Consider the following 18,535-nt stretch of genomic DNA (forward strand, 5'->3'; position numbering starts at 1 on the left):
CAAAGACTACCGGCATCAAGGTTCGCTATCGAAGGTTCTGACCCGCGCGGCACTGCAGATACGGAAATTCCCGTTTATGGGTTTACGACCTAGTACCGAGGTCCTTTTCCATCTGCCCGACGAGGTCGCGGGCGAAGGTCTTGAGGTCGGACATCTCCAGGGCGTCGTCGGGCGAGACGATGAACCGGAAATGATGCCGGTCATCCTCGCACCGCGCTGCGAATGCCTGTCGATCGGCATCGTCCGTGCTGGGGCCGAACAGCCGGGCCTTCTCTCCGTCCCGGGTGACGCCCTCGCGGCGCAGATAGCTGAGGTGGGTCGCCAGCGGCGCGCTCCGCCCGCCATGTCGCACGACTCGCGCCTTGACGACGGCGCCGCGCGAGCGGGAGGTGATGAGCCGGTTGGCCTGCACCGATGCGCGCTGGCCCCGGCCAAACCGGGAGCGGTGGTTCGGCCCGATCTCTCCATTGCGAGAGACCGCCCCGCCGGCGCGCTGCGCTGCGGCCAGCGCCTGCGCGATGAAGGGTCTTGCGCGCTGTGCGCTGGTCGAGCGGATGCGCCCTGGCCGGATGCGGAAATCGTGGTCGCCGCTCATAGCCACGATCCCGCACATCGCGCGAAGGCGCTGATTTTCCCCAGAAATTGCAGAGGCCGCAGGCTGCGCCGATCAGGCGCGCCTCGCAAAATCGTCGCGTAACCCTCTGAAAAAACACGACCGAACCGAAGCGCGCATCGCGCCCCTTTATCCTGCCATCGTTCGGTCGTGTTGCCGTGCTTCCCCCTCAGCACACTCCTTGATGCGCCGGGACACGCGAGACCTCGCCCCGGTCGACGCGGTGTCATCGCGGCCCTCCACCGTCGGGTCGCGGGATGAACAGGCCGGAAAATAGCGACGTGATCGAGGACACGTCCCGCAGCGGACCCGCCGCCGGAGTGTCGTCAGAACGGCCCCCGGTCTGTACATGATCGGCAGAGGTCGTGCCGTCGGCGCGTGCGATGAACAGCGGTGCGCGCGTCCACGCCAGCGGATCGGCGGTGGCAACCTTGATAGTTCCGGCGATCTCGCCGCCGCCACCGATAGGTGCAAGGGCTGCGACGTAAGCCGCGTTTCCGACGGCAACGCACGGCCGCCCGCAAGATATTCGTGGTAGCGACCGGGGCCGGCATTGTAGGCGGCGAGGAAGCCCGGCGAGCCGTAGCGGTCGAGCATTTCGCGCAAATAGGCTGTGCCTGCGAGGATGTTGTCGCGCGGGTCGTAGGGATCATTGCCGAGAGGCAAGTGGCTGCGCAGCGCCGCCCACGTAGCGGGCATGATTTGCATGAGTCCCATCGCGCCCGCTCGGGAGGTAGCGCGAGCATCGCCAGTGCTTTCGACGCGGATGACAGCGCGAATCGAGGCCGCCGGAATGCCGAAGCGTTGCGAGGCTTCCGTGACATAGGCAGCAATCGGATCTGCGGGCTCGGTTCGCTCAACCGGCGTGCTCTGAGCCAAAGTCGCCACGGGCAACCCCGCTGCGAAGAGCAGGCCGGAAAGGAGAGGGGTGGGGAAACTCCCGCGTGGTGGGTGAAGCGTGCGCATGGCCTCAGCCCCGCTCGCCGCGCTTCGGCGGACGGTTCCAGTGAGGGCTCCAGGCCGTCTTGTCGTCGCCGGACTGGAACAGGTTGGCGCGCACGGGCTGCGCGAAAACGGGATCATCGAGGAGCAGCGAGACATAGTCGCCAGCCTTCTCACCGGTCCGTTTCCAGCCGGCGCCGATCTCGGGGCCATCTTCGTCGCCGAGATGGATGCGGTAGTCCGGCGCGTGTTCGGCGTCCGAAGGTTCCGCCGGAATGAGGGACAGCGCGGCGTCAAGGGTGAGCGTCCGGACGTGACCGGAAAAACCGAACTTCGTGCGCATGAATTGACCGATCTGTGGCATCGGAAGGTTCCTTCTGCTGCTTGTGAGAAAGGTTCGGCGCGGCCCTCAACGTGTTCGAGCACGCCATTTGAAATGGCCGCTGTGGTCTTCGTCGGTCCACACCGGCATCGCGCGGCCAATGATCGAGCTGGTGGGAATGGGACCGAAGTAACGGCCGTCGAGGCTGTCGCGGACGGACCAGTTCATGAGGAAGATCTCGTTGCGTGCGACGCGCCGGCAGCCCCGCCAGACGGGCAGATCACGGCCGAGCCGGTCCCGCCGCAGCGCCTCGCCCATCGTGATGCCATTGACGGTGATGCGCGTGTCCGTTCGGCAAACCTGCTGCCCCGGAAGACCGGCCATGTGCTTCAGCAGCGGGACACCGCGCGGCAGGTAGCCGCGCTCGGCCAGTAACTTTGCGAGCGGTTCGGGAGCGGCAACGGCGACCAAGTCTCTGATGTCGAGCGTCGGTGCCTTATCGACCGAATAAAGCCCGATCGGCGTGCTGGCCGAGGCGTTCCAGATCAGCTTCGGCGTGATGGGGATGAACGACAATCCGCCGATCAGCATCACGGCGAAATTCGTTGTCATGATATAGCCGAAGCGGGTCATGGCTCGGCATTCCTGCGCTTCAGAAATGCTCGATGCTGTTCGGGCGTGTAGGCGCGCGGCGCGTGACCTGCCGTAAGGCGGTTGTGGATGTGCCGCCAATGGTCGGGCGAGACCGTCGCCGGATCGATGTTGATCGCCTCGATGGCATCGATGATTCGGAAGACCTGCTCCACCTTCGGCCAGCCTTCGAGCTTGAGCAGGATGTCGCCGCCCGGGCGCACGAACGGCAGCGTCTGATAGGGTTCGTGCGGTGAGACCGCGCGCACGATGTCGATGTGCGAGACGATCGTGCCGAAGTCGTTGGAGGCCCAGCGCACGAACGCAAAGACGCTGCCTGGTCGGTAGGAGAGGGTGCGCCGCCGGCGATCCAATATCTGGTCGTGAACGGCGTGCCCGAACCGGATCCAATTTTCGATCTTCTTCTCCATCCATGTAAGTTCGACATGCGTCAGATGGTCGGACGCGAGCGCGGACGGAAACGGGCCGCTACGCACGCGCGAGGTCGCCGTGCCGGTCATGATGGGTCTCCTTCGGTAGTGGGAAATTCGCGCGCGAGCAGATCGCGCAGCATGTCGGCGACAGTGATGCCGCGCCGGAATGCAGCGATTTTGATGCGTCCGCGCAATTCGGAGGTGATGTCGATGGTCAGTCGGGCCGAGAATATGGCGGTGTCCGGGTCGCGCGCGGGTGGTGTGCCGGATGACTTGATCCAGTGTTCGGCGTCGCCGGGCCGGGCGGCGAAGCCAGGTTTCCGAGACGGCCCGGTCATCGTCCGAGCCTCTCGACCTCGGCGCACAGCGCGGCGATTTCGCGCGCGGCCGGGCTGTTGTCGTCGACCTCCGACACGAGGCGTCCGGACCGCGCCGTATCGGCGAAGGCGACGCGCTGGCCGATGCTGGTTGCCAGCACCGGGGGATCGTGATCGGCGAGCGTCTCGGCAGTTTCGCGGGCGATGATCGTTCGCGCGCCGCATCGGTTCAGAACGAAGCGGGCCATGAGCTGCGGCCGATAGATCCGTGCCTCGCCGAGCAGCGCCAGCATCTCGGCCGAGGCCCAGCCGTCGAATGGCGATGGCTGCACCGGGATCAGGACGAGATCGGCGGCGAGCAATGCGGACCGCATCAGCCCGGCAACGCGGGGCGGCCCGTCGATGACGATGTGATCGGCGTCGCGCGCCAGTTCGGGCGCTTCGCGGTGGAGCGTGTCGCGCGCAAGGCCGACGACACCGAACAGCCGCGGCAAGCGCTCGCGGGCGCGTTGCTGCGACCAGTCGAGCGCGGAGCCTTGCGGGTCGGCGTCGATAATAATGACGCGCTGGCCACGCCTCGCCCATTCGCCGGCAAGGTGCAGGGCGAGCGTCGTCTTGCCGACACCGCCCTTCTGGTTGAGGAGCGCGACGATCATGACGCGCTCCCGGCCGCGGGCCGATGGTTATCTGCAGGCGCGCAAGAAGCGGCGTCCGTTAGAAGAATTCCGTAGGAATTCTGGTTAGAGACGTTACTGGCGCTGCAAGCTTTTGATTTGGCGCGTTGAATCGCCGATTCCGGTCCTCGATAGCACGAGGATCGGGTCCCCGATGGCACGATAGAGGCTGTCCCTGATAGCATGGGGCAATTCACAGTTTATCCCCAGGGCGAGTGTTAGAACGACGACGTCGCGGCACGTCGAACGGCGCCGGATCGATCGGGGCGAAGAAAAGGCGATCGGGGCCGCTGATCGGCCGCTCGATGGTCAGGCGGTAGCCGGGCAGCGCCTGGCGGCGGACGATGTCGCGCAGATCGTAGGCGAAGTGCTTGAGCGGAGAGAGCGAGCCTGACTTGGCGTGGAGGTAGATGAAGTCGAAGCTCCAGCCCAACTCCTGGCGGCCGCCATGCTTGCGTACGAGCCGGTAGAGCCAGCGCTCCAGGCCGCCCGTGAGATCGAAATAGGCGCGGTCGATCGTCAGCACGAGCGCGTCGTCAAGGACGGCGGCGTAGAACCAGTCGGGCAGGATCAACTCGAGGCCAATGGGCCGTCCTCGGCTGTCCGCTTTCTCCTTCCACTCATTGATCCAAGAGAAGCGGTGCATCCGCCGCTCGGTGGGCTGGCGGATCGATGTGGCGACCGTGGTTGACTGTAGCCGGTCGAGCGCGGCTTTGAGGCGATCATAGTCGCGTGAGCCCACGCCGCGGCCGATGAAGTTCAGCATCTCATACGGTGTGGTACCCATGAGCCGCGACGGGCGCAGGCCGGCGTCCCGCGCCTCGACGATCTGGGAGGCTGCCCAGATCAGCACGTCGGCGTCCCATATGGTCGCCATGCCATGCTCGGGGACGGCTTCGACCCGAATGACGATCGAGCCCGCCTTGAAATCGATCGGCGCGAGGCGCTTCGACTTGGCGAGTGAGAAGAACGGGTAGGCCATGAGGTCCTGTGCATCTCGCGGCGCGAGGTCGCCGCGCAGCGCCCGGAAAAGATCGAGCTGCTCGCGTTCGGCGTTGTCGCGGGACGACATGTCGGCCCGTTTCAGCGCGCGTGGCGGCCGGCCTGCACCGGCTGCGTCGACTCACGGCGCTTGGCGGGAAGGACGGTGCCGCGCGGATCCGACGTTGACGTGACGGCGCCCCGATCGGCCCAAGCCTGTAGGTCGTCGATCGCGTAGACAACACGGCCGCCGAGCTTGCGATACGCAGGGCCGGTGCCATAGGTCCGATGCTTTTCCAGCGTTCGACCGGAAAGCCCCAGGAAACGGGCAGCCTCCGGGGTGCGTAGAAAGCGCGGCGGCAAAGCGGCGAGGTGGGCGGACATGATCGGGCCTCCGAGGCGTTCGTTGAGGCCGCTGCCAATCAGCGGCGGGCGAAGGCCAAGGTGGCGAAGAGCTACTGTCTGGGGGGATGGTGAAGATGGCCGGGGCTTTTTCACACCCCTATGCATCTCGGTGTATATGTAGAGAAAGCTCAATAAACACGTAGCAGGCAAACGTCCAACTAACGCCCGGTACGGCCAATCTCTCAGATGGCAGAGCGTTATTCGACGCTATTTGCGGGTCGAGGGCATCCCGAATCCAACATTTGACTTGATGGACGGTTGGCCCAGATCGAGGCGAGGTTGGGAATTTTTGGTCGGTCGGCGGCCGTGGCGCAGGCGGCACGTTTTCGGGGCATGCCGGACCAGCCGTTGATCACAGAATCGACCCGAAGCAGCCCTTTTTTCGTGACGGAAGGCGAGTCGAAAAGGAGCGGGTGGTTAAGCCGGTGCGCTGACGCCCGAGCCTTGCCTCCGTCTCGACCCACGACTTTGGTCAGCGATCAATCGGCACTGACGGTTTACCACTTCCCGGATCGCCGATCTGGATCCGCGACTGCACCGTTACGACGCCAGCGTCGGCGACGTTCGCGTGGATGGGCCGTTCGGCTAACGGCAACAGTGCTCATGGCCGGATCGCCACCTTGAGCACGCCGTCGCGCTGATGACCGAACAGGTCATAAGCCGTCTCGATGTCGTCGAGACCGAAATGGTGGGTGACGAGGGTGCTCGTGTCGACACGCCCGCTCGCCACCGTCGCCATCAGCCGGCGCATCCGCTCCTTGCCGCCGGGGCAAAGCGTGGTGACGATGCGATGGTCGCCAAGTCCGGCGGCAAAGGCATCGAGCGGGATACTAAGATCCTCAGAATAGACGCCGAGCGAGGAGAGCGTCCCGCCGGGTCGGATCGAGCGCAGCGCCCATTCGAAGGTCTGCTGCCTGCCGAGTGCCTCGATCGCGACGTCGGTGCCGCGCCCGCGAGTGATCTTCATGATCGCCGAAACCGGATCTTCCCGCGTGAAGTCGACAACATGATCAGCACCCATCCTGCGCGAGATCGCAGCGCGCTCGGGAACCGACTCGACCGCGATGATTTCCGCTGCCCCCATCAGCCGGGCGCCTGCCGTGGCACATAGCCCGATCGGCCCCTGCGCGAATATCACGACCGTGTCGCCGATACGGATCTTGCCGGCCTCGGCACCACCGAAGCCTGTGGAAAGGATGTCGGGGCACATCAGCACCTGCTCGTCACTGAGCCCATCGGGAATCGGCGCCAGATTCGCTATCGCGTCGGGAACGAGCAGATATTCGGCCTGTGCGCCGTCGATCGTATTGCCGAAGCGCCATCCGCCGATCGCCTTGAAACCATGCGGGGTGTCGCGACCGCATTGCGAATGGCAACCATCGAGCGAGGCATTGGACCAGCCCGATGGCGTGATCGCGCCCGCGATCACGCGCTGTCCTTCCTGATAGCCGGCAACGGCCGAACCTAGCTTCTCGATCACGCCGACCGGCTCGTGGCCGATGGTGAGGCCGGAGGCGACCGGATATTCGCCCTTGAGGATATGAATATCGGTCCCGCATATCGTGGTCGTGGTGATGCGGATAAGCGCGTCGAGCGGGCCCACCGCGGGGATGGGCTTCTCGCCGAGCACGATTCGTCCGGGTTCGAGAAAGATCGCTGCGCGCATCTTGTCGGCCATGGCTTGCTCCTTCGTCGCGTTCGGCTTTGCACCCTGATGCGCGAAGCGGCGTTACGGAATGTTCCGGATAGGATCAGGCCAACGATCAGCATGGGCTGGAGATCCTCGCTGGGCATTCGAATCTAGGGGATATCCACGATAGGATCGGCTGACCAAGCCCCCTAGCCCGAGTGCTCGGAACAGGATGTCGGTAATGCATGAGCAGCAGCACGGGCGCAGCCCCCAGCCAATGGCGATGGATCGTCGCGCTGTCGTGTTTGCTGGTCTCGCGGTGGCGTTCGATGTCGCGGTGCCAATCCGGGTTCTTGCGGCGCGCGAGGTGCGTACGATTCCGATCCTCGCCTATCATCGGTTCGATCCGTCGGCCCCCGGCCCGACGACCGTCACAATCAGGACATTCGAGTCTCAGTTGCACCAACTCGCCGAGTATGGCTACCACATCACGCGGCTACGCGATGTGGTAGCGGCCTCGCGCGATGGCGGCGGGGAGACGACACGGCAGGCGGCGATCACGGTTGATGACGGTCACCGCTCGGTTTTCACGGTGCTGTTCCCGCTGATCCGTCAGCATCGCACGCCGGTCACCTTGTTCATCTACCCCTCGGCGATATCAAATGCCGATTATGCGATGACCTGGGATCAGCTTCGCGAAATGCAGGCCTCGGGCCTTGTTAATGTGCAGTCGCACACCTATTGGCATCCGAATTTCAAGATCGAACGGCGGCGCAGATCCTCCGAAAACTATCGCGCATTCGTCGACGATCAGCTTCAAAGATCGAAAGCGACCCTGGAGGCGCGATTGCGAATAAGGGTCGACATGCTCGCTTGGCCCTTCGGGATCGTCGACGCCGACCTTGAGGCCGCAGCACGCAAAGCCGGTTATGCCGCCGCGCTCGCTTATCGGGGCGGGCCGATGGCGCCCGGTGCCGACCTGCTGGCGTTGCCGCGCATCCCCGTCGGTGACACGGACCGCGGAATGCGTTTCGCAGCCTTGATCGGCGCAACGGGCCCGGTGGCAGCGTGGCGATGAGACGAATATTTCACACGGCAATCGCAGCGTTTGCTCTCGCCTTCATTTCCCCCGCCGCGCTGACTCAGTCGATCGACCTCGACGGGCGACTGGTCGATGCGATCACCGGTGCCGCGATCGCTGACGGCATCGTTACCGTCGGTGATCGTGAGATGCGACTCCGCGCCGATGGAACCTTCCATATCCGCGGCGCTCCCGGGCAAATCCTCCTACGGGCGCCGGGCTATCGGCGATCCATGGTCCCGGTCACCGACTTCGTCGGCTCCCACGGGTTGGTGAAGCTCGCTCCTATCACGCCTAAGGGATTGTATCTGAGTGTTTATGGCGTGGGCTCGCAGAAGCTGATGGGCGGCGCGATGGCGATCCTCAATAGCGGCGGGGCGAATGCCTTGATAATCGACATCAAGGGCGATCGGGGCCTCGTCCCCTACCCGAGCGCGGTTGCGCTTGCTAAGAGCGCCGGTGCACGCAAGATGACGACGATTCCGGATCTCGCGGCCCTAGTGCAGCACCTGCACAGATCGGGCGTGTACGTCATCGCCCGCATGGTGGTGTTCAAGGACAATCCGCTGGCCGTTGCGCGGCCAGATCTCGCCGTCCGGCGCGGGCAGGGACTCTTCCGGGACCGCGAGGGTCTGGCCTGGACCGATCCTTTCCAGTCCGAGGTACGAGGCTACAATATCGATCTCGCGGTCGAGGTGGCCAAGGCCGGGGTCGACGAGATCCAGTTCGACTATCTTCGCTTCCCGGATTCGTCGGCGCACCTGACGCTCGCCCAACCTTCGACACAGGCGAACCGCGTTACGGCGATCGCCGGCTTCCTGGCCGAAGCACGGAAGCGGCTGGCGCCCTATAATGTGTTCATCGCCGCCGACATTTTTGGCTACGTCTGCTGGAATCGCGATGACACGGGGATTGGCCAGCGTCTTGAGGCCATAGCGCCGCACGTCGATTATCTCTCACCCATGCTCTACCCTTCCGGGTACCGGTACGGCATTCCGGGCATCAAGAACCCGGTCGCCAACAGCTATGCGATCGTCCATGGCTCGCTCGCCGAGGCGCAACGCCGTCTGGGCGGATCGCCAAAACGCTTCCGCCCCTGGCTGCAGGCCTTCAGAGATTACGCATTCGATCGCAGATCCTTCGACGCGGACGAAGTCGCGCTCCAGATCCGCGCGTCGCAGGATTTTGATTCCGACGGGTGGATGCTATGGAACGCCAACAACGTCTATTTCACGGCTGGGCTCGTCCGCAGGGAGCCGCGGCACTGAGGCGCTTCACCGACGACGTCGAAAGATCGGGATCCTTTATCGCCGCCGCTGGGCCGAAAAGCGTAGCAGGAAAAGGAAAATGTTGAGAAAATCGAGATAGAGCGTGAGCGCGCCGATCACCGCCAACCGATTCCGGCCGTCGGTCGCAGCCTCGAGATAAAGATGCTTCAATCGCTGCGCGTCAGAAACTGTGAAGCCAGCAAATAAGAATATGCCGGTTATGGAAAGGATGAAATCGAAGCGGGCGGAACGGACGAAAAGATTAACGAGCATTGCGACGATCAGCCCGACCAGGCCGACCGTCAAGAAGGAGACGATCCCAGAGAGATCGCGGCGAGTCATGCTGCCGACCCACGCCAGCGCGATAAATCCGGCAGCGGCTCCCAGAAAGGTCGTTGCCAGGTTGGCGCCGGTATAGACGAGGGCCAGATCGCCGAGCGAGAGACCAACAAGTGCGGCATAGCTCATAAAAATCGCGCCGGCGGCCGTCGCGCTGAGCCTGTCGATGGCGGTGCTCAACAGCAGCACAAGCCCGAGTGGAGCAATCGTCACAACCCACCCGATCCCAGTCAGCCCATTTTCTGTGAACAATATCCTGGCAAGAGCTGGGTCATAGCTCACGAGCCATGATGCAAAGCCCGATATGGCGATACCGCCAGCCATACGCAGATAGACCGATGACATATAGCCGCGCAAATCTGCACCGGTGCGATCCCACTCTGCAAGCGGGCGACCAAATTCACCTGTATGGTCGAACATGTCGTTATCCATTCGAACAGGATTGCGGGGGTGTCTCGGGGTAAGGTGCGCGTCGCCATCATCCTACCCAAGTCGGAATGATCACGAGACCGCCATCGGACGTGTAGTCCGACGACGTCTCGCAATCTGGCGCGCTCAAACGGCGACGACGATATCGTCTTCGACATTGGATACGCCCGGTGCCGCCCAAGCGGTGCGTTCGGCGATCCGCCGTTCGTTCCAGGCATTGACCTTGCCGCCAAGGATGATCTTATTGCCGTCGGCTCGCACAGTTATTGACCCGGCATCGATATCCGCCTGCCGTTTGATGGCGGCGACAATGCGATCCCTGATGTCCGACGCCGCCGGTTTCTGGTACACCTTAATCAGGTTGCTCACGCCGCTCACGCCACTCACCTTGTCGGCAAGCTTGCGCGCTTCGTCACTTTGATAGAACCAGTCAACCGTGCCGGTGAGGGTTACCCAACCATTCTCGACCTTCACCTGGATCTTGTCGTCGGGCACCGTTACGTCCCAGCGGAACATATTCAGGATACGGCCGGCTATCTCATGGTCCGCGGTTTTGGGATCGGAGGCGAAGCGGACCTTGATTTCCTCCGCAATCGCACGAACGCCGGCTACGCGCCGTGCCGCCCGTTCGGCCGCGAGTTTCTGGGCGTAATTCTTCACATAACCGGAAAGCGTGACCACGCCGTCGTTGACCGCCACGCCGATATCCGCATGATCAACGCTAGGCTCCCATTCCAGTTCAGCCATGACGTCGCGCTGTAATTGGCTGTCGCTTTTCATGTTGGTATTCCTCTTTGCTCGCAGGTTGAGCCGCCGGAAGGCAGCAACATCTGTCGACAGCCATCTTGAGCACTGCCGGCAATCTGATCAGGGCACAGCTTCCGCGACCGGGCCGGCTTCGCAACCGAAACACACCGTGACTCAGCTTGGCGAAGCGTCGTACCCGGCCCAGGCCCGTTCCGTTGGCTCCTGTCGATACGCTCGAAAGGATGCTATCGCTCGGTTCACCGGGCTCACAGCCAACGCCATTATCGGCAATAATCACTACCACCTGCGCGCCCATGCGTCGGGTCCGAATGATTATGCGCCCGGGCTTGTGCAGAGCCGAACGCGCATTGGCCACCAGTTCCAGGATCACGGCTTCGAACAGGCCCGGGGAGAGCCGAGCCGGCGTCGGGCGGCTCGACAATTCGAATTTCACATCGACATGGCGACCGGCTAGAGCCCTGATCATCGGTGCCAAGACCAGCAAGTGATTACTGATGTCGATCGTTTCCATCCCCGCCACGTCGCCGCTATGGGCGAGCAGTACGGTCGTCAGCTGACCTCCGCGCCGGGCGGCATCTTCGATCGCGTCCAGCAGAACGGCATGCGTCTCCTCCGCCGGGCGATCTTCCAGCATGTGCTTAGCCGACGCAACGACACCGAACAGGTTCCGAAGATCGTGAACCGTTTCGCGCAATGAATGGCGTGAATATGCTTCCGATAAATGCGGCATTGCGCTCTCCCAGCTCTAGACAAGCCTTAAGGCAGTACGGACCACAAAAAATCCGCAATCTCCCCTAAGTATAAGCATAAGGCGCGCTCGAGAGCGGCGTACTGCGATGCAGACGAGATTTCGCGGGATCAGGTGTAATCAGGACTAATACGGATTCCGGCCAGAAGCGACGTGGTGTCTGGATAAGCCGGGCGCGCGCGAAACACCTGCCCATAAAGGAAGGTCGGTTCCGCCGATGCCGCTCCACAATGTCGAAATCGCGAAGATGCTCGACCAGACGGGCGAACTGCTTGAAATCCAGGGCGGCAATCCGTTCCGGGCACGCGCCTATCGGCGCGCGGCGCGGGTCGTAGGAGGCCTCGGCAAAAGCATCCAAACGCTGATCGCCGCTGACAAAGATCTCACCGAACTGCCGGGCATCGGCGACGATCTTGCTGCTAAAATTACCGCGATTGCGACCACTGGCAGGTTCGATCTTCTGGAGCAACTCAAGCATGAACTGCCCGGGGATCTTGGCGACATCGCCGCATTGCCGGGTGTGGGCCCGAAACGGCTCAAGCTTCTCTATGATCGGCTCGGCGTACGGACGCTCGACGAGCTTCGCCGTTGCGCAGCGGCTGGCCGCTTGCGCGACGTCAAGGGTTTGGGTGGGAAATTCGAAATCCGGCTACGTGAAGCCCTTCAAAAGCCGGCTGGCCCGAGCCGTTTCAGACTGTCGGTCGTTGAGGATGAAGCGGACGCGCTCCTCGCCTTCCTGCGCGACGCGGGGGGCGTGGGCGCCGTCGTCGCCGCCGGAAGCTTCCGGCGCCGTCGCGAAACCGTAGGAGACCTCGACATTCTTGCAACCGCGCGGGACGGCTGGAAGATCGGCGACCGGCTAATCGCCTATGAGAATGTCGTGAAAACATTGGCGCATGGGCCGATGCGTACTTCCGTCGAGCTGCGTTCGGGGCTCCAGGTCGATCTGCGGGTCGTTCCCGCAGCAAGCCTTGGCGCCGCGCTGATCTATTTTACTGGCTCGAAGGCGCACAATCTCGCGTTGCGTCGACTCGCCCAGAGACGCGGATGGAAACTCAACGAATATGGGCTGTTTGACCAGGATCATCGCATTGCCGGTTCGACCGAGCAGGCGGTGTATCGCAAGCTTGGTTTGTCCTATATTCCATCCGAGCTCCGTGAAGATCGCGGCGAAATCGCTGCCGCGAGAACGCACAGCCTGCCCGCCCTGGTATCGCTCGCCGATATACGCGGGGATCTCCATGTTCATTCGAATTGGAGCGACGGCGCCGTACCGATCGCCGTCATGGCCGAGGCCGCAAGAGCCCGCGGTTACGGCTATATTGCGTTGACCGATCACAGCCAACACCTGGCGATCACGCACGGTCTCGACGTCGAACGTCTTTCGCGCCAGACCGACGAGATCGATCGACTGAACGCGAGGCGGGAGGACTTCACGATCCTCAAGGGTATCGAGGTTGATATTCTGACCGATGGCACGCTCGACCTGCCGGACAGCATTCTCGCGCGACTCGACCTGGTCGTCGCGGCCGTCCATTCCCGATTCGACCTGTCGGCAAAGGCGCAGACCGACCGGATCATCCGGGCGATGGACAATCCCCACGTGTCGATCGTCGCTCATCCCACCGGTCGCCTGATCGGCGATCGCGATGCCTATGCCGTCGATATGGAACGGCTGATCGAAGCCGCCGCCGGGCACGGCTGTCACTTCGAGATCAACGCCGAACCCGACAGGCTCGATCTCTCGGATCTCCATGCCAGGGCGGCAAAGGCAGCAGGCGTCAAGCTCGCCATCTCCACCGATGCGCACAGCGCGGACGGGCTGGATTTCATGCGCTTTGGCGTGGATCAGGCACGGCGCGGATGGATTGAACCTGGCGACATACTCAATACGCGGCAGCTTCCGGCGCTCCGCAAACTGCTCAAACGCTGACGGTGGCACACATAGGGCACATGTCATCGACATATCGACGGCCCAATATTACGCCGCTCCCAGTTCCGTAATCATCCCTAATGATCGGGCGTGACAACAGGTCTACGCCAACAGCGCTCCAAGCTGCACTGCAGAGCCCTTCAGGAACGAAGCCATGATCGGCACCGGCCACGATATATTGTACAAGGTCCGGGCCACCGTTGCCCGGTTGGCAGGGCTCCTCCGGCCCGATGGGTTCGTTCTCTGGTCGCGGGCAGCGCCTGATGACAGACCGGCGCACGGGCGATGACGTTCCGCACGAGCTCCAGCGACATGTTGCTGGTCGTCGATGTCCAGCGCGACTTCTGCGAAGGCGGCGCACTTGCCGTCCCGGAAGGTAAGGCGGTCGTGGCTCCGATCAATGCGCTAATGCACCATTTCGATCATGTCGCGATAACCCAGGACTGGCATCCCGCCGGCCACATCTCGTTTGCCTCCTCGCATACGAGCCATAATCCCTTCGACATGATCGAACTCGGCTACGGGCTTCAGACCCTATGGCCGGATCACTGTGTGCGGGGAACATCGGGTGCGGAGATTCACCCGGAATTGCGCCTCGATCCGGTTGAGTTGGTGCTCCGCAAGGGCTTCCGCCATGAGATCGACTCCTATTCGGCGTTCATTGAGAACGACCGCCAGACACCGACGGGTCTCGCTGGTTATCTGCGTGAACGCGGCATCGAACGCGTGGTCTGCGCGGGCCTCGCGCTCGATTATTGCGTGCGCTGGTCGGCCGAGGACGCGGTACGTCTCGGCTTCGAGGTGGTCGTCATGGTTGACGCGTGCCGGGCCATAGGCACACAACCGCAGGTCGACAAGGCGATCGAAGCGATGCGGGCGGATGGCATCGATATGCTTGCCACAGGCGATGTCGTCCGCGGCCAACCGGGGTGACCAAGCCTTTGCCCGATTGGCCAGGCTTGCTGGCCACCGATCTGTATCAGCTCACCATGCTTGACGCCTATCGCTGCGCGGAGATGGGAAAGCGGGCCGTCTTCGAATTCTTCAGCCGACGTCTGCCGCCCGGCCGCGGCTTTTTGATGGCAGCCGGTCTCGCCACGCTGCTGGAGACGCTGGAGTCCGCACAATTCTCACGCGAGGAACTTGAGTGGTTGGGCGCCAGCGGCCGATTTTCAGCTTCGGCAATCGAACGTTTCGCCGAATGGCGCTTTACCGGCGACGTCGATGCCGCTGCCGAAGGGACGCTCATTTTTGCCAATGAGCCAATCCTCCGGATCGAGGCGCCGATTGCCGAGGCCCAGCTTGTCGAGACGCTGGTCATCAATCGGCTTCACTATCAGACGCTGATCGCATCAAAGGCGGCGCGGTTCGTCCTCGCCGCGCCTCAAAAGCAGCTCATCGACTTCGGCCTCAGGCGCGCACATTCGCTAGAAGCCGGGATATTGGCGGCACGTGCCGCCTATATTGCCGGCTTCGCTGGAACCGCGAGTGCCCTCGCAGCCTCACGATATGGGCTACCGGTATTCGGCACGATGGCGCACAGCTTTGTCCAGGCGCACGAAAGCGAGGAAGCCGCCTTTCTCGACTTTGCCGCCGCCCGCCCCGCAGACGCGACGTTTCTCATCGACACGTACGACACGGAAGAAGGCGCACGGATGCTGGTCCGGCTGGCCGCGCGGCTTCGTGCCAGGGGAATAGCGATCCGCGGCGTGCGCATCGACAGCGGTGACCTAACCCTACATGCGCGCGCCGTTCGCACGATATTGGACGACGGAGGTCTTCAGGAAACCCGGATCCTTGTGAGCGGCGGCATCGATGAACTGAGCCTCGCGACGCTTGTCGAGGCTAAGGCGCCGATCGACGGCTGCGGCATCGGCACCAGCCTCACGACATCGCAGGATGCCCCTGCACTCGACTGCGCCTATAAGCTGGTTGCCTATGCCGGACAGCCGCGCCGCAAGCGTTCGGAAGGCAAGGTCGTGTGGCCCGGCGCCAAGCAAGTATTCCGCCGTTATCGGGCCGATGGACAATTGGATCACGACATAATCGGTCTCGCTGACGAAGCGATTGCCGGCGAAGCGCTGCTGCAGCCGGTGATGCGCCGTGGCCGTCGGCTCGCAACTCCTTCACTCGACGAGGTTCGCGCTGTCGCGCGCGACAATCTCGCGCGATTACCGAGCGAGCTGCGCGACCTCAGGACGCCTGCGCCGTATCGCGTCGACATCAGCACCGGCTTGCTGCGCCTCGCCGCCGAACTCGCGGCGAGTGGTCGATGATCGTTCCGAAACCTGAAACGAAACGACCCGGCATTTGCGATGAAGTCGTCGACTTCCTTCGCCAATCGTCATCTTATCCGACCCCGGCGCCTGTCGAGATGGTCGAAACCCATATGTCGCTGATTTTTATGGTCGGAGACCGCGTGTACAAGATGAAGAAGGCGCTGCTTTTGGGCTCGGTCGATTTCACTACGATCGAGGCCCGGCGCCGGAATTGCGAACGCGAACTGCAACTCAATCGGGCGCTGGCACCTGGCATTTATCTTGATGTTGTGGCGATCGTCCGTCGGCGCGATGGCACGCTCGCGATCGGCGGGGACGGCATGGCGGTCGAATGGCTACTGGCGATGAAACGCCTCGATCACGCCGGATTTTTAAGTGCCTTGATCGTCTGCGGGCGAGCAAGGCCTGTCGATATCGCTGCAATCGGCGAAAAGCTTGCGGACTTTTACACCAGCGCACATCGTATTGCACTGACGGTTGCCGACCATCTCGAATGGTGGATGCTTGGGGTCGCCAAGATCGAAGCGTCGCTCAATCACTTTCTCCCGCACCTTACCGTCGGCAAGGTCGCCACCGCTCTTGCGCGGCTTAATCGCTTTCTCGCGAACCACCAACCCTGGCTGGCGGAACGCGTCGCTCATCATCGCATTCTTGACGGCCATGGCGACCTGCGGCCCGAGCATGTCTATATCGGGCCTCCGTTGCTGCTGCTCGACCGTCTCGAGTTCGATGCGCGGCTGCGCTGGAGCGATCCGTTCGACGAAGCGTCATTTCTCGGCCTCGAATGCGAGCATCTCGGCGCGCCCTGGGTCGGTCCGCAATTGGTCGCATTGCTCGCCGCACACTTGCGAGATGCGCCGAAACCAGCATTGCTGGGATTCTACCGCGGTTACCGGGCCACCTTACGGGCAAGCCTCTCGATCGAACATCTGCGGGACGCCAGGCCCCGCACACCTGATCTCTGGCCACGGCTGGCCGAGGCGTATCTCGATATTGCGCTCAGTGACCCGGTCGTCTGATGTGGTTCAATCGTAAGGGAGAAGATCGACGACGGCGCCCCCCGCGTGGAGACAGGCAATCACATCGCCAACCAATCCCGCGACGCTGACGACCTTTAGCTTTGCGGCGGCCCGCCCAGGTAGACCGATGACAGGAAGGATATTGGTGACGATCACCTCGTCCGGACCTTCCGGCCCAAACAGTGCCGGCGCGCCGCCGGTGAACAGGCCATGGGTCGCCGCGGCGATGACCCTGGTGGCGCCGGCGTCGCGACAGGCTTGTGCTGCTCTGATGATCGTCGTGCCGCTGCTGATAAGGTCGTCGATGATGATGGCGGTGCGGCCGCCGACATCGCCAGCGAACAGCGTTCCCGACACGATGCCCATGCTGCGATGTTTTTCCAGGACGGCCTTGCCGACGCTGCGGCCTATCCGTTTCTCCAGCAATTTGCGGAACAGCTCGGCACGCCTGTCGCCGCCGCTGTCGGGAGACACCACCGCAATGGGCTCGTCGCCCAACTGGCCGGCGAAATGATCTGCGAACAGTTCGGCCGTGGAGACATGTTCAGGGCGGCACGAGCGGAAGGCGTTTTCGAACGCGCTCAGATTGTGAACCTCGCAGGTGAGAACACAATCGATCCGCATCGCTTCGAACAGGGTTGCTACATAGCGCGAACTCACCGGATCCCGCGGCTTGGTGCGGCGATCCTTGCGGCTATAGGCGAGATAAGGCGTTACCGCGGTAACCCGCGCGGCGCCGGCATCTTTCAATGTGCCAGCGAAGAACAGCAAGCGGATCAATTTGTCATTGGCTGATTGCCGCGTGTCGCCGTCGAGATTCTGGATGACGAAAACGCTGCGGCCGGCCACTTCAACCAGCGGGCGCGTCTTATGCTCGCCGCCGTCGAAATCGCGCTCCTCATGGGCCGCGAGCGATCGGCCGATATGGCACGCAACCGCCTCTCCGAAATTCCGGCTGGCATCGAGTGCAAAAAGGATCAAATCCGTCGAACTGGCCATGGCGAACTTTGCTGTCGAAAGGGGGCAGGCAGCCGCTTGTATCGGATGTCGGCGCCGGAACAGGCGATGCTGGATAACGCATCGTGCCGCGCCGCCGTGCCATTATCAGACCGAAATTGGCGCCTTGTCCAGCGTCCGATTTCCGATCCACTGAATCGTCGGGCTTTTGCGGGGAACCGGTGCCGGCCAGGCTTTGGGGTAACCCAGGATGATCGGCGCAACGGGCCGGAATTCGGCGGAGAGCCGCAGCGTCGATTTTCCCTCTGGCGTCTCGATCCATGCCTGGGCGAGTCCGATCCAGCACGAGCCCAGCCCAGCGGCACGCGCGGCAAGCATCAGATTTTCGGCGGCGAGCGCACTATCCTCGATCACCCAAGGTACATCCCCGGATGAGGAAATCAGGACCAGGACAGGCGCTTGATAGAAAATATCGAAGGTGGGATCTGCCAGCATCGCATGGAGATCATGCTCGCTGTGAGTGAAGCCGGGTGTCGCCAGCAGATGCGCTTTGGATCGGGCGGAAATGTCGGCAAGAAGCCCCTTGTCGGTGACGACGGAAAAGGCCCAGCCCTGCCTGTTCATGGCACTCGGTGCCTGAACCGCTGCGTCGACGAGCGTCCGTATCACCGCTTCCTCAACGGCCCTGCCATCATATTCGCGAACCGCTCTTCGGCTCCAGATTGCTTCATCGATATTCATCGCATTTCCTTTCACAATTACAAGT

The 18,535-nt window shown here is 62.8% G+C and carries 19 protein-coding genes and 2 pseudogenes; 6 read left to right on the forward strand and 15 right to left on the reverse strand.

Going from position 1 to position 18,535, the window contains the following annotated elements; translation table 11 throughout:
* Window positions 1-88: 88 nt before the first annotated feature.
* The 10 genes and pseudogenes from BLS13_RS19040 to BLS13_RS19085 form a co-directional block, all read right to left on the reverse strand.
* Window positions 89-595: pseudogene (locus BLS13_RS19040) on the reverse strand (type VI secretion protein); the annotation flags it as partial.
* Window positions 596-839: 244 nt separating this feature from the next.
* Window positions 840-1,579 (reverse strand): annotated as a pseudogene (locus BLS13_RS19045) (lytic transglycosylase domain-containing protein).
* A gap of 4 nt (window positions 1,580-1,583) precedes the next feature.
* The gene (locus tag BLS13_RS19050) at window positions 1,584-1,919 is read right to left on the reverse strand and encodes a DUF736 domain-containing protein (protein WP_093454513.1); all 336 of its coding nucleotides are present in this window, start codon (window positions 1,917-1,919) and stop codon (window positions 1,584-1,586) included.
* A gap of 45 nt (window positions 1,920-1,964) precedes the next feature.
* Window positions 1,965-2,510: a S26 family signal peptidase gene (locus BLS13_RS19055; RefSeq protein WP_093454515.1), complete on the reverse strand. Its 546-nt coding sequence runs from the start codon at window positions 2,508-2,510 to the stop codon at window positions 1,965-1,967.
* Complete coding sequence (locus tag BLS13_RS19060; protein ID WP_093454516.1) at window positions 2,507-3,028, reverse strand: DUF2840 domain-containing protein; 522 nt, start codon at window positions 3,026-3,028, stop codon at window positions 2,507-2,509. Before BLS13_RS19060 ends, BLS13_RS19055 begins: the two co-directional genes overlap by 4 nt.
* On the reverse strand, window positions 3,025-3,279 hold the full coding sequence (locus tag BLS13_RS19065; RefSeq protein WP_093454517.1) for a hypothetical protein: 255 nt from the start codon (window positions 3,277-3,279) through the stop codon (window positions 3,025-3,027). The genes BLS13_RS19060 and BLS13_RS19065 overlap by 4 nt, the downstream gene beginning before the upstream one ends.
* Window positions 3,276-3,914 carry a ParA family partition ATPase gene (gene parA / locus BLS13_RS19070; RefSeq protein ID WP_093454518.1) on the reverse strand — a complete coding sequence of 213 codons (639 nt, stop codon included), beginning with the start codon at window positions 3,912-3,914 and terminating at the stop codon, window positions 3,276-3,278. Before parA ends, BLS13_RS19065 begins: the two co-directional genes overlap by 4 nt.
* 211 nt (window positions 3,915-4,125) lie before the next feature.
* Window positions 4,126-5,004 carry a replication initiator protein A gene (locus BLS13_RS19075; RefSeq protein ID WP_093454520.1) on the reverse strand — a complete coding sequence of 293 codons (879 nt, stop codon included), beginning with the start codon at window positions 5,002-5,004 and terminating at the stop codon, window positions 4,126-4,128.
* A gap of 11 nt (window positions 5,005-5,015) precedes the next feature.
* A complete protein-coding gene (locus tag BLS13_RS19080; protein ID WP_093454521.1) occupies window positions 5,016-5,297 on the reverse strand; it encodes a helix-turn-helix transcriptional regulator in 282 nt (93 codons plus the stop codon).
* A 622-nt stretch (window positions 5,298-5,919) separates the two neighbouring features.
* The gene (locus tag BLS13_RS19085) at window positions 5,920-6,996 is read right to left on the reverse strand and encodes an NAD(P)-dependent alcohol dehydrogenase (RefSeq protein ID WP_093454523.1); all 1,077 of its coding nucleotides are present in this window, start codon (window positions 6,994-6,996) and stop codon (window positions 5,920-5,922) included.
* A gap of 193 nt (window positions 6,997-7,189) precedes the next feature.
* Here BLS13_RS19085 and BLS13_RS19090 point away from each other — a divergent pair, with 193 nt between their 5' ends.
* Both BLS13_RS19090 and BLS13_RS19095 read left to right on the forward strand, forming a co-directional pair.
* Window positions 7,190-8,026 (forward strand): polysaccharide deacetylase family protein, encoded by an 837-nt coding sequence (locus BLS13_RS19090; protein ID WP_218123323.1) that lies wholly within the window; start codon window positions 7,190-7,192, stop codon window positions 8,024-8,026.
* A complete protein-coding gene (locus tag BLS13_RS19095) occupies window positions 8,023-9,297 on the forward strand; it encodes a putative glycoside hydrolase (protein ID WP_093454526.1) in 1,275 nt (424 codons plus the stop codon). Before BLS13_RS19090 ends, BLS13_RS19095 begins: the two co-directional genes overlap by 4 nt.
* Window positions 9,298-9,333: 36 nt before the next feature.
* Here the strand turns inward: BLS13_RS19095 and BLS13_RS19100 are convergent, their stop codons facing one another.
* The 3 genes from BLS13_RS19100 to BLS13_RS19110 all read right to left on the reverse strand — a co-directional run bounded on the left by BLS13_RS19100 (window position 9,334) and on the right by BLS13_RS19110 (window position 11,467).
* Complete coding sequence (locus BLS13_RS19100; protein ID WP_218123324.1) at window positions 9,334-10,068, reverse strand: Bax inhibitor-1/YccA family protein; 735 nt, start codon at window positions 10,066-10,068, stop codon at window positions 9,334-9,336.
* 123 nt (window positions 10,069-10,191) lie between these two features.
* Window positions 10,192-10,845 (reverse strand): BON domain-containing protein, encoded by a 654-nt coding sequence (locus BLS13_RS19105; protein ID WP_093454527.1) that lies wholly within the window; start codon window positions 10,843-10,845, stop codon window positions 10,192-10,194.
* Window positions 10,805-11,467: an ATP-binding protein gene (locus BLS13_RS19110; RefSeq protein ID WP_176943688.1), complete on the reverse strand. Its 663-nt coding sequence runs from the start codon at window positions 11,465-11,467 to the stop codon at window positions 10,805-10,807. The genes BLS13_RS19105 and BLS13_RS19110 overlap by 41 nt, the downstream gene beginning before the upstream one ends.
* A 331-nt stretch (window positions 11,468-11,798) precedes the next feature.
* On the opposite strand from BLS13_RS19110, the gene polX reads away from it, so the two are divergent.
* The 4 genes from polX (at window position 11,799) to BLS13_RS19130 (ending at window position 16,812) form a co-directional block, all read left to right on the forward strand.
* Window positions 11,799-13,514, forward strand: a complete 1,716-nt coding sequence (gene polX, locus BLS13_RS19115; protein WP_093454530.1) for a DNA polymerase/3'-5' exonuclease PolX — start codon at window positions 11,799-11,801, stop codon at window positions 13,512-13,514.
* A gap of 312 nt (window positions 13,515-13,826) precedes the next feature.
* A complete protein-coding gene (gene pncA, locus BLS13_RS19120) occupies window positions 13,827-14,447 on the forward strand; it encodes a bifunctional nicotinamidase/pyrazinamidase (RefSeq protein ID WP_371128226.1) in 621 nt (206 codons plus the stop codon).
* Complete coding sequence (locus BLS13_RS19125) at window positions 14,444-15,790, forward strand: nicotinate phosphoribosyltransferase (protein WP_218123326.1); 1,347 nt, start codon at window positions 14,444-14,446, stop codon at window positions 15,788-15,790. The genes pncA and BLS13_RS19125 overlap by 4 nt, the downstream gene beginning before the upstream one ends.
* A gap of 113 nt (window positions 15,791-15,903) precedes the next feature.
* On the forward strand, window positions 15,904-16,812 hold the full coding sequence (locus BLS13_RS19130; protein ID WP_143012021.1) for a hypothetical protein: 909 nt from the start codon (window positions 15,904-15,906) through the stop codon (window positions 16,810-16,812).
* 6 nt (window positions 16,813-16,818) lie between these two features.
* Here BLS13_RS19130 and BLS13_RS19135 read toward each other — a convergent pair whose 3' ends face one another.
* Together BLS13_RS19135 and BLS13_RS19140 are read right to left on the reverse strand one after the other, a co-directional pair.
* Complete coding sequence (locus tag BLS13_RS19135) at window positions 16,819-17,811, reverse strand: ribose-phosphate diphosphokinase (protein WP_093454535.1); 993 nt, start codon at window positions 17,809-17,811, stop codon at window positions 16,819-16,821.
* A gap of 105 nt (window positions 17,812-17,916) precedes the next feature.
* Window positions 17,917-18,510 carry a nitroreductase family protein gene (locus tag BLS13_RS19140; protein ID WP_093454536.1) on the reverse strand — a complete coding sequence of 198 codons (594 nt, stop codon included), beginning with the start codon at window positions 18,508-18,510 and terminating at the stop codon, window positions 17,917-17,919.
* Window positions 18,511-18,535 lie beyond the last annotated feature (25 nt).

Origin of the sequence: Sphingomonas sp. YR710 (assembly GCF_900101455.1) — a bacterium.
Lineage (GTDB): Bacteria > Pseudomonadota > Alphaproteobacteria > Sphingomonadales > Sphingomonadaceae > Rhizorhabdus.

Coding starts and splice junctions, on each gene's coding strand:
- parA (WP_093454518.1), bottom strand. CDS start 3,914: ATGATCGTCGCGCTCCTCAACCAGAAGGGCGGTGTCGGCAAGACGACG.
- BLS13_RS19105 (WP_093454527.1), bottom strand. CDS start 10,845: ATGAAAAGCGACAGCCAATTACAGCGCGACGTCATGGCTGAACTGGAA.
- BLS13_RS19080 (WP_093454521.1), bottom strand. CDS start 5,297: ATGTCCGCCCACCTCGCCGCTTTGCCGCCGCGCTTTCTACGCACCCCG.
- BLS13_RS19095 (WP_093454526.1), top strand. CDS start 8,023: ATGAGACGAATATTTCACACGGCAATCGCAGCGTTTGCTCTCGCCTTC.
- BLS13_RS19100 (WP_218123324.1), bottom strand. CDS start 10,068: ATGGATAACGACATGTTCGACCATACAGGTGAATTTGGTCGCCCGCTT.
- BLS13_RS19110 (WP_176943688.1), bottom strand. CDS start 11,467: ATGCTGGAAGATCGCCCGGCGGAGGAGACGCATGCCGTTCTGCTGGAC.
- BLS13_RS19055 (WP_093454515.1), bottom strand. CDS start 2,510: ATGACCCGCTTCGGCTATATCATGACAACGAATTTCGCCGTGATGCTG.
- BLS13_RS19130 (WP_143012021.1), top strand. CDS start 15,904: ATGTCGCTGATTTTTATGGTCGGAGACCGCGTGTACAAGATGAAGAAG.
- BLS13_RS19075 (WP_093454520.1), bottom strand. CDS start 5,004: ATGTCGTCCCGCGACAACGCCGAACGCGAGCAGCTCGATCTTTTCCGG.
- BLS13_RS19085 (WP_093454523.1), bottom strand. CDS start 6,996: ATGGCCGACAAGATGCGCGCAGCGATCTTTCTCGAACCCGGACGAATC.
- pncA (WP_371128226.1), top strand. CDS start 13,827: ATGTTGCTGGTCGTCGATGTCCAGCGCGACTTCTGCGAAGGCGGCGCA.
- BLS13_RS19135 (WP_093454535.1), bottom strand. CDS start 17,811: ATGGCCAGTTCGACGGATTTGATCCTTTTTGCACTCGATGCCAGCCGG.
- BLS13_RS19065 (WP_093454517.1), bottom strand. CDS start 3,279: ATGACCGGGCCGTCTCGGAAACCTGGCTTCGCCGCCCGGCCCGGCGAC.
- BLS13_RS19090 (WP_218123323.1), top strand. CDS start 7,190: ATGCATGAGCAGCAGCACGGGCGCAGCCCCCAGCCAATGGCGATGGAT.
- polX (WP_093454530.1), top strand. CDS start 11,799: ATGCCGCTCCACAATGTCGAAATCGCGAAGATGCTCGACCAGACGGGC.
- BLS13_RS19050 (WP_093454513.1), bottom strand. CDS start 1,919: ATGCCACAGATCGGTCAATTCATGCGCACGAAGTTCGGTTTTTCCGGT.
- BLS13_RS19060 (WP_093454516.1), bottom strand. CDS start 3,028: ATGACCGGCACGGCGACCTCGCGCGTGCGTAGCGGCCCGTTTCCGTCC.
- BLS13_RS19140 (WP_093454536.1), bottom strand. CDS start 18,510: ATGAATATCGATGAAGCAATCTGGAGCCGAAGAGCGGTTCGCGAATAT.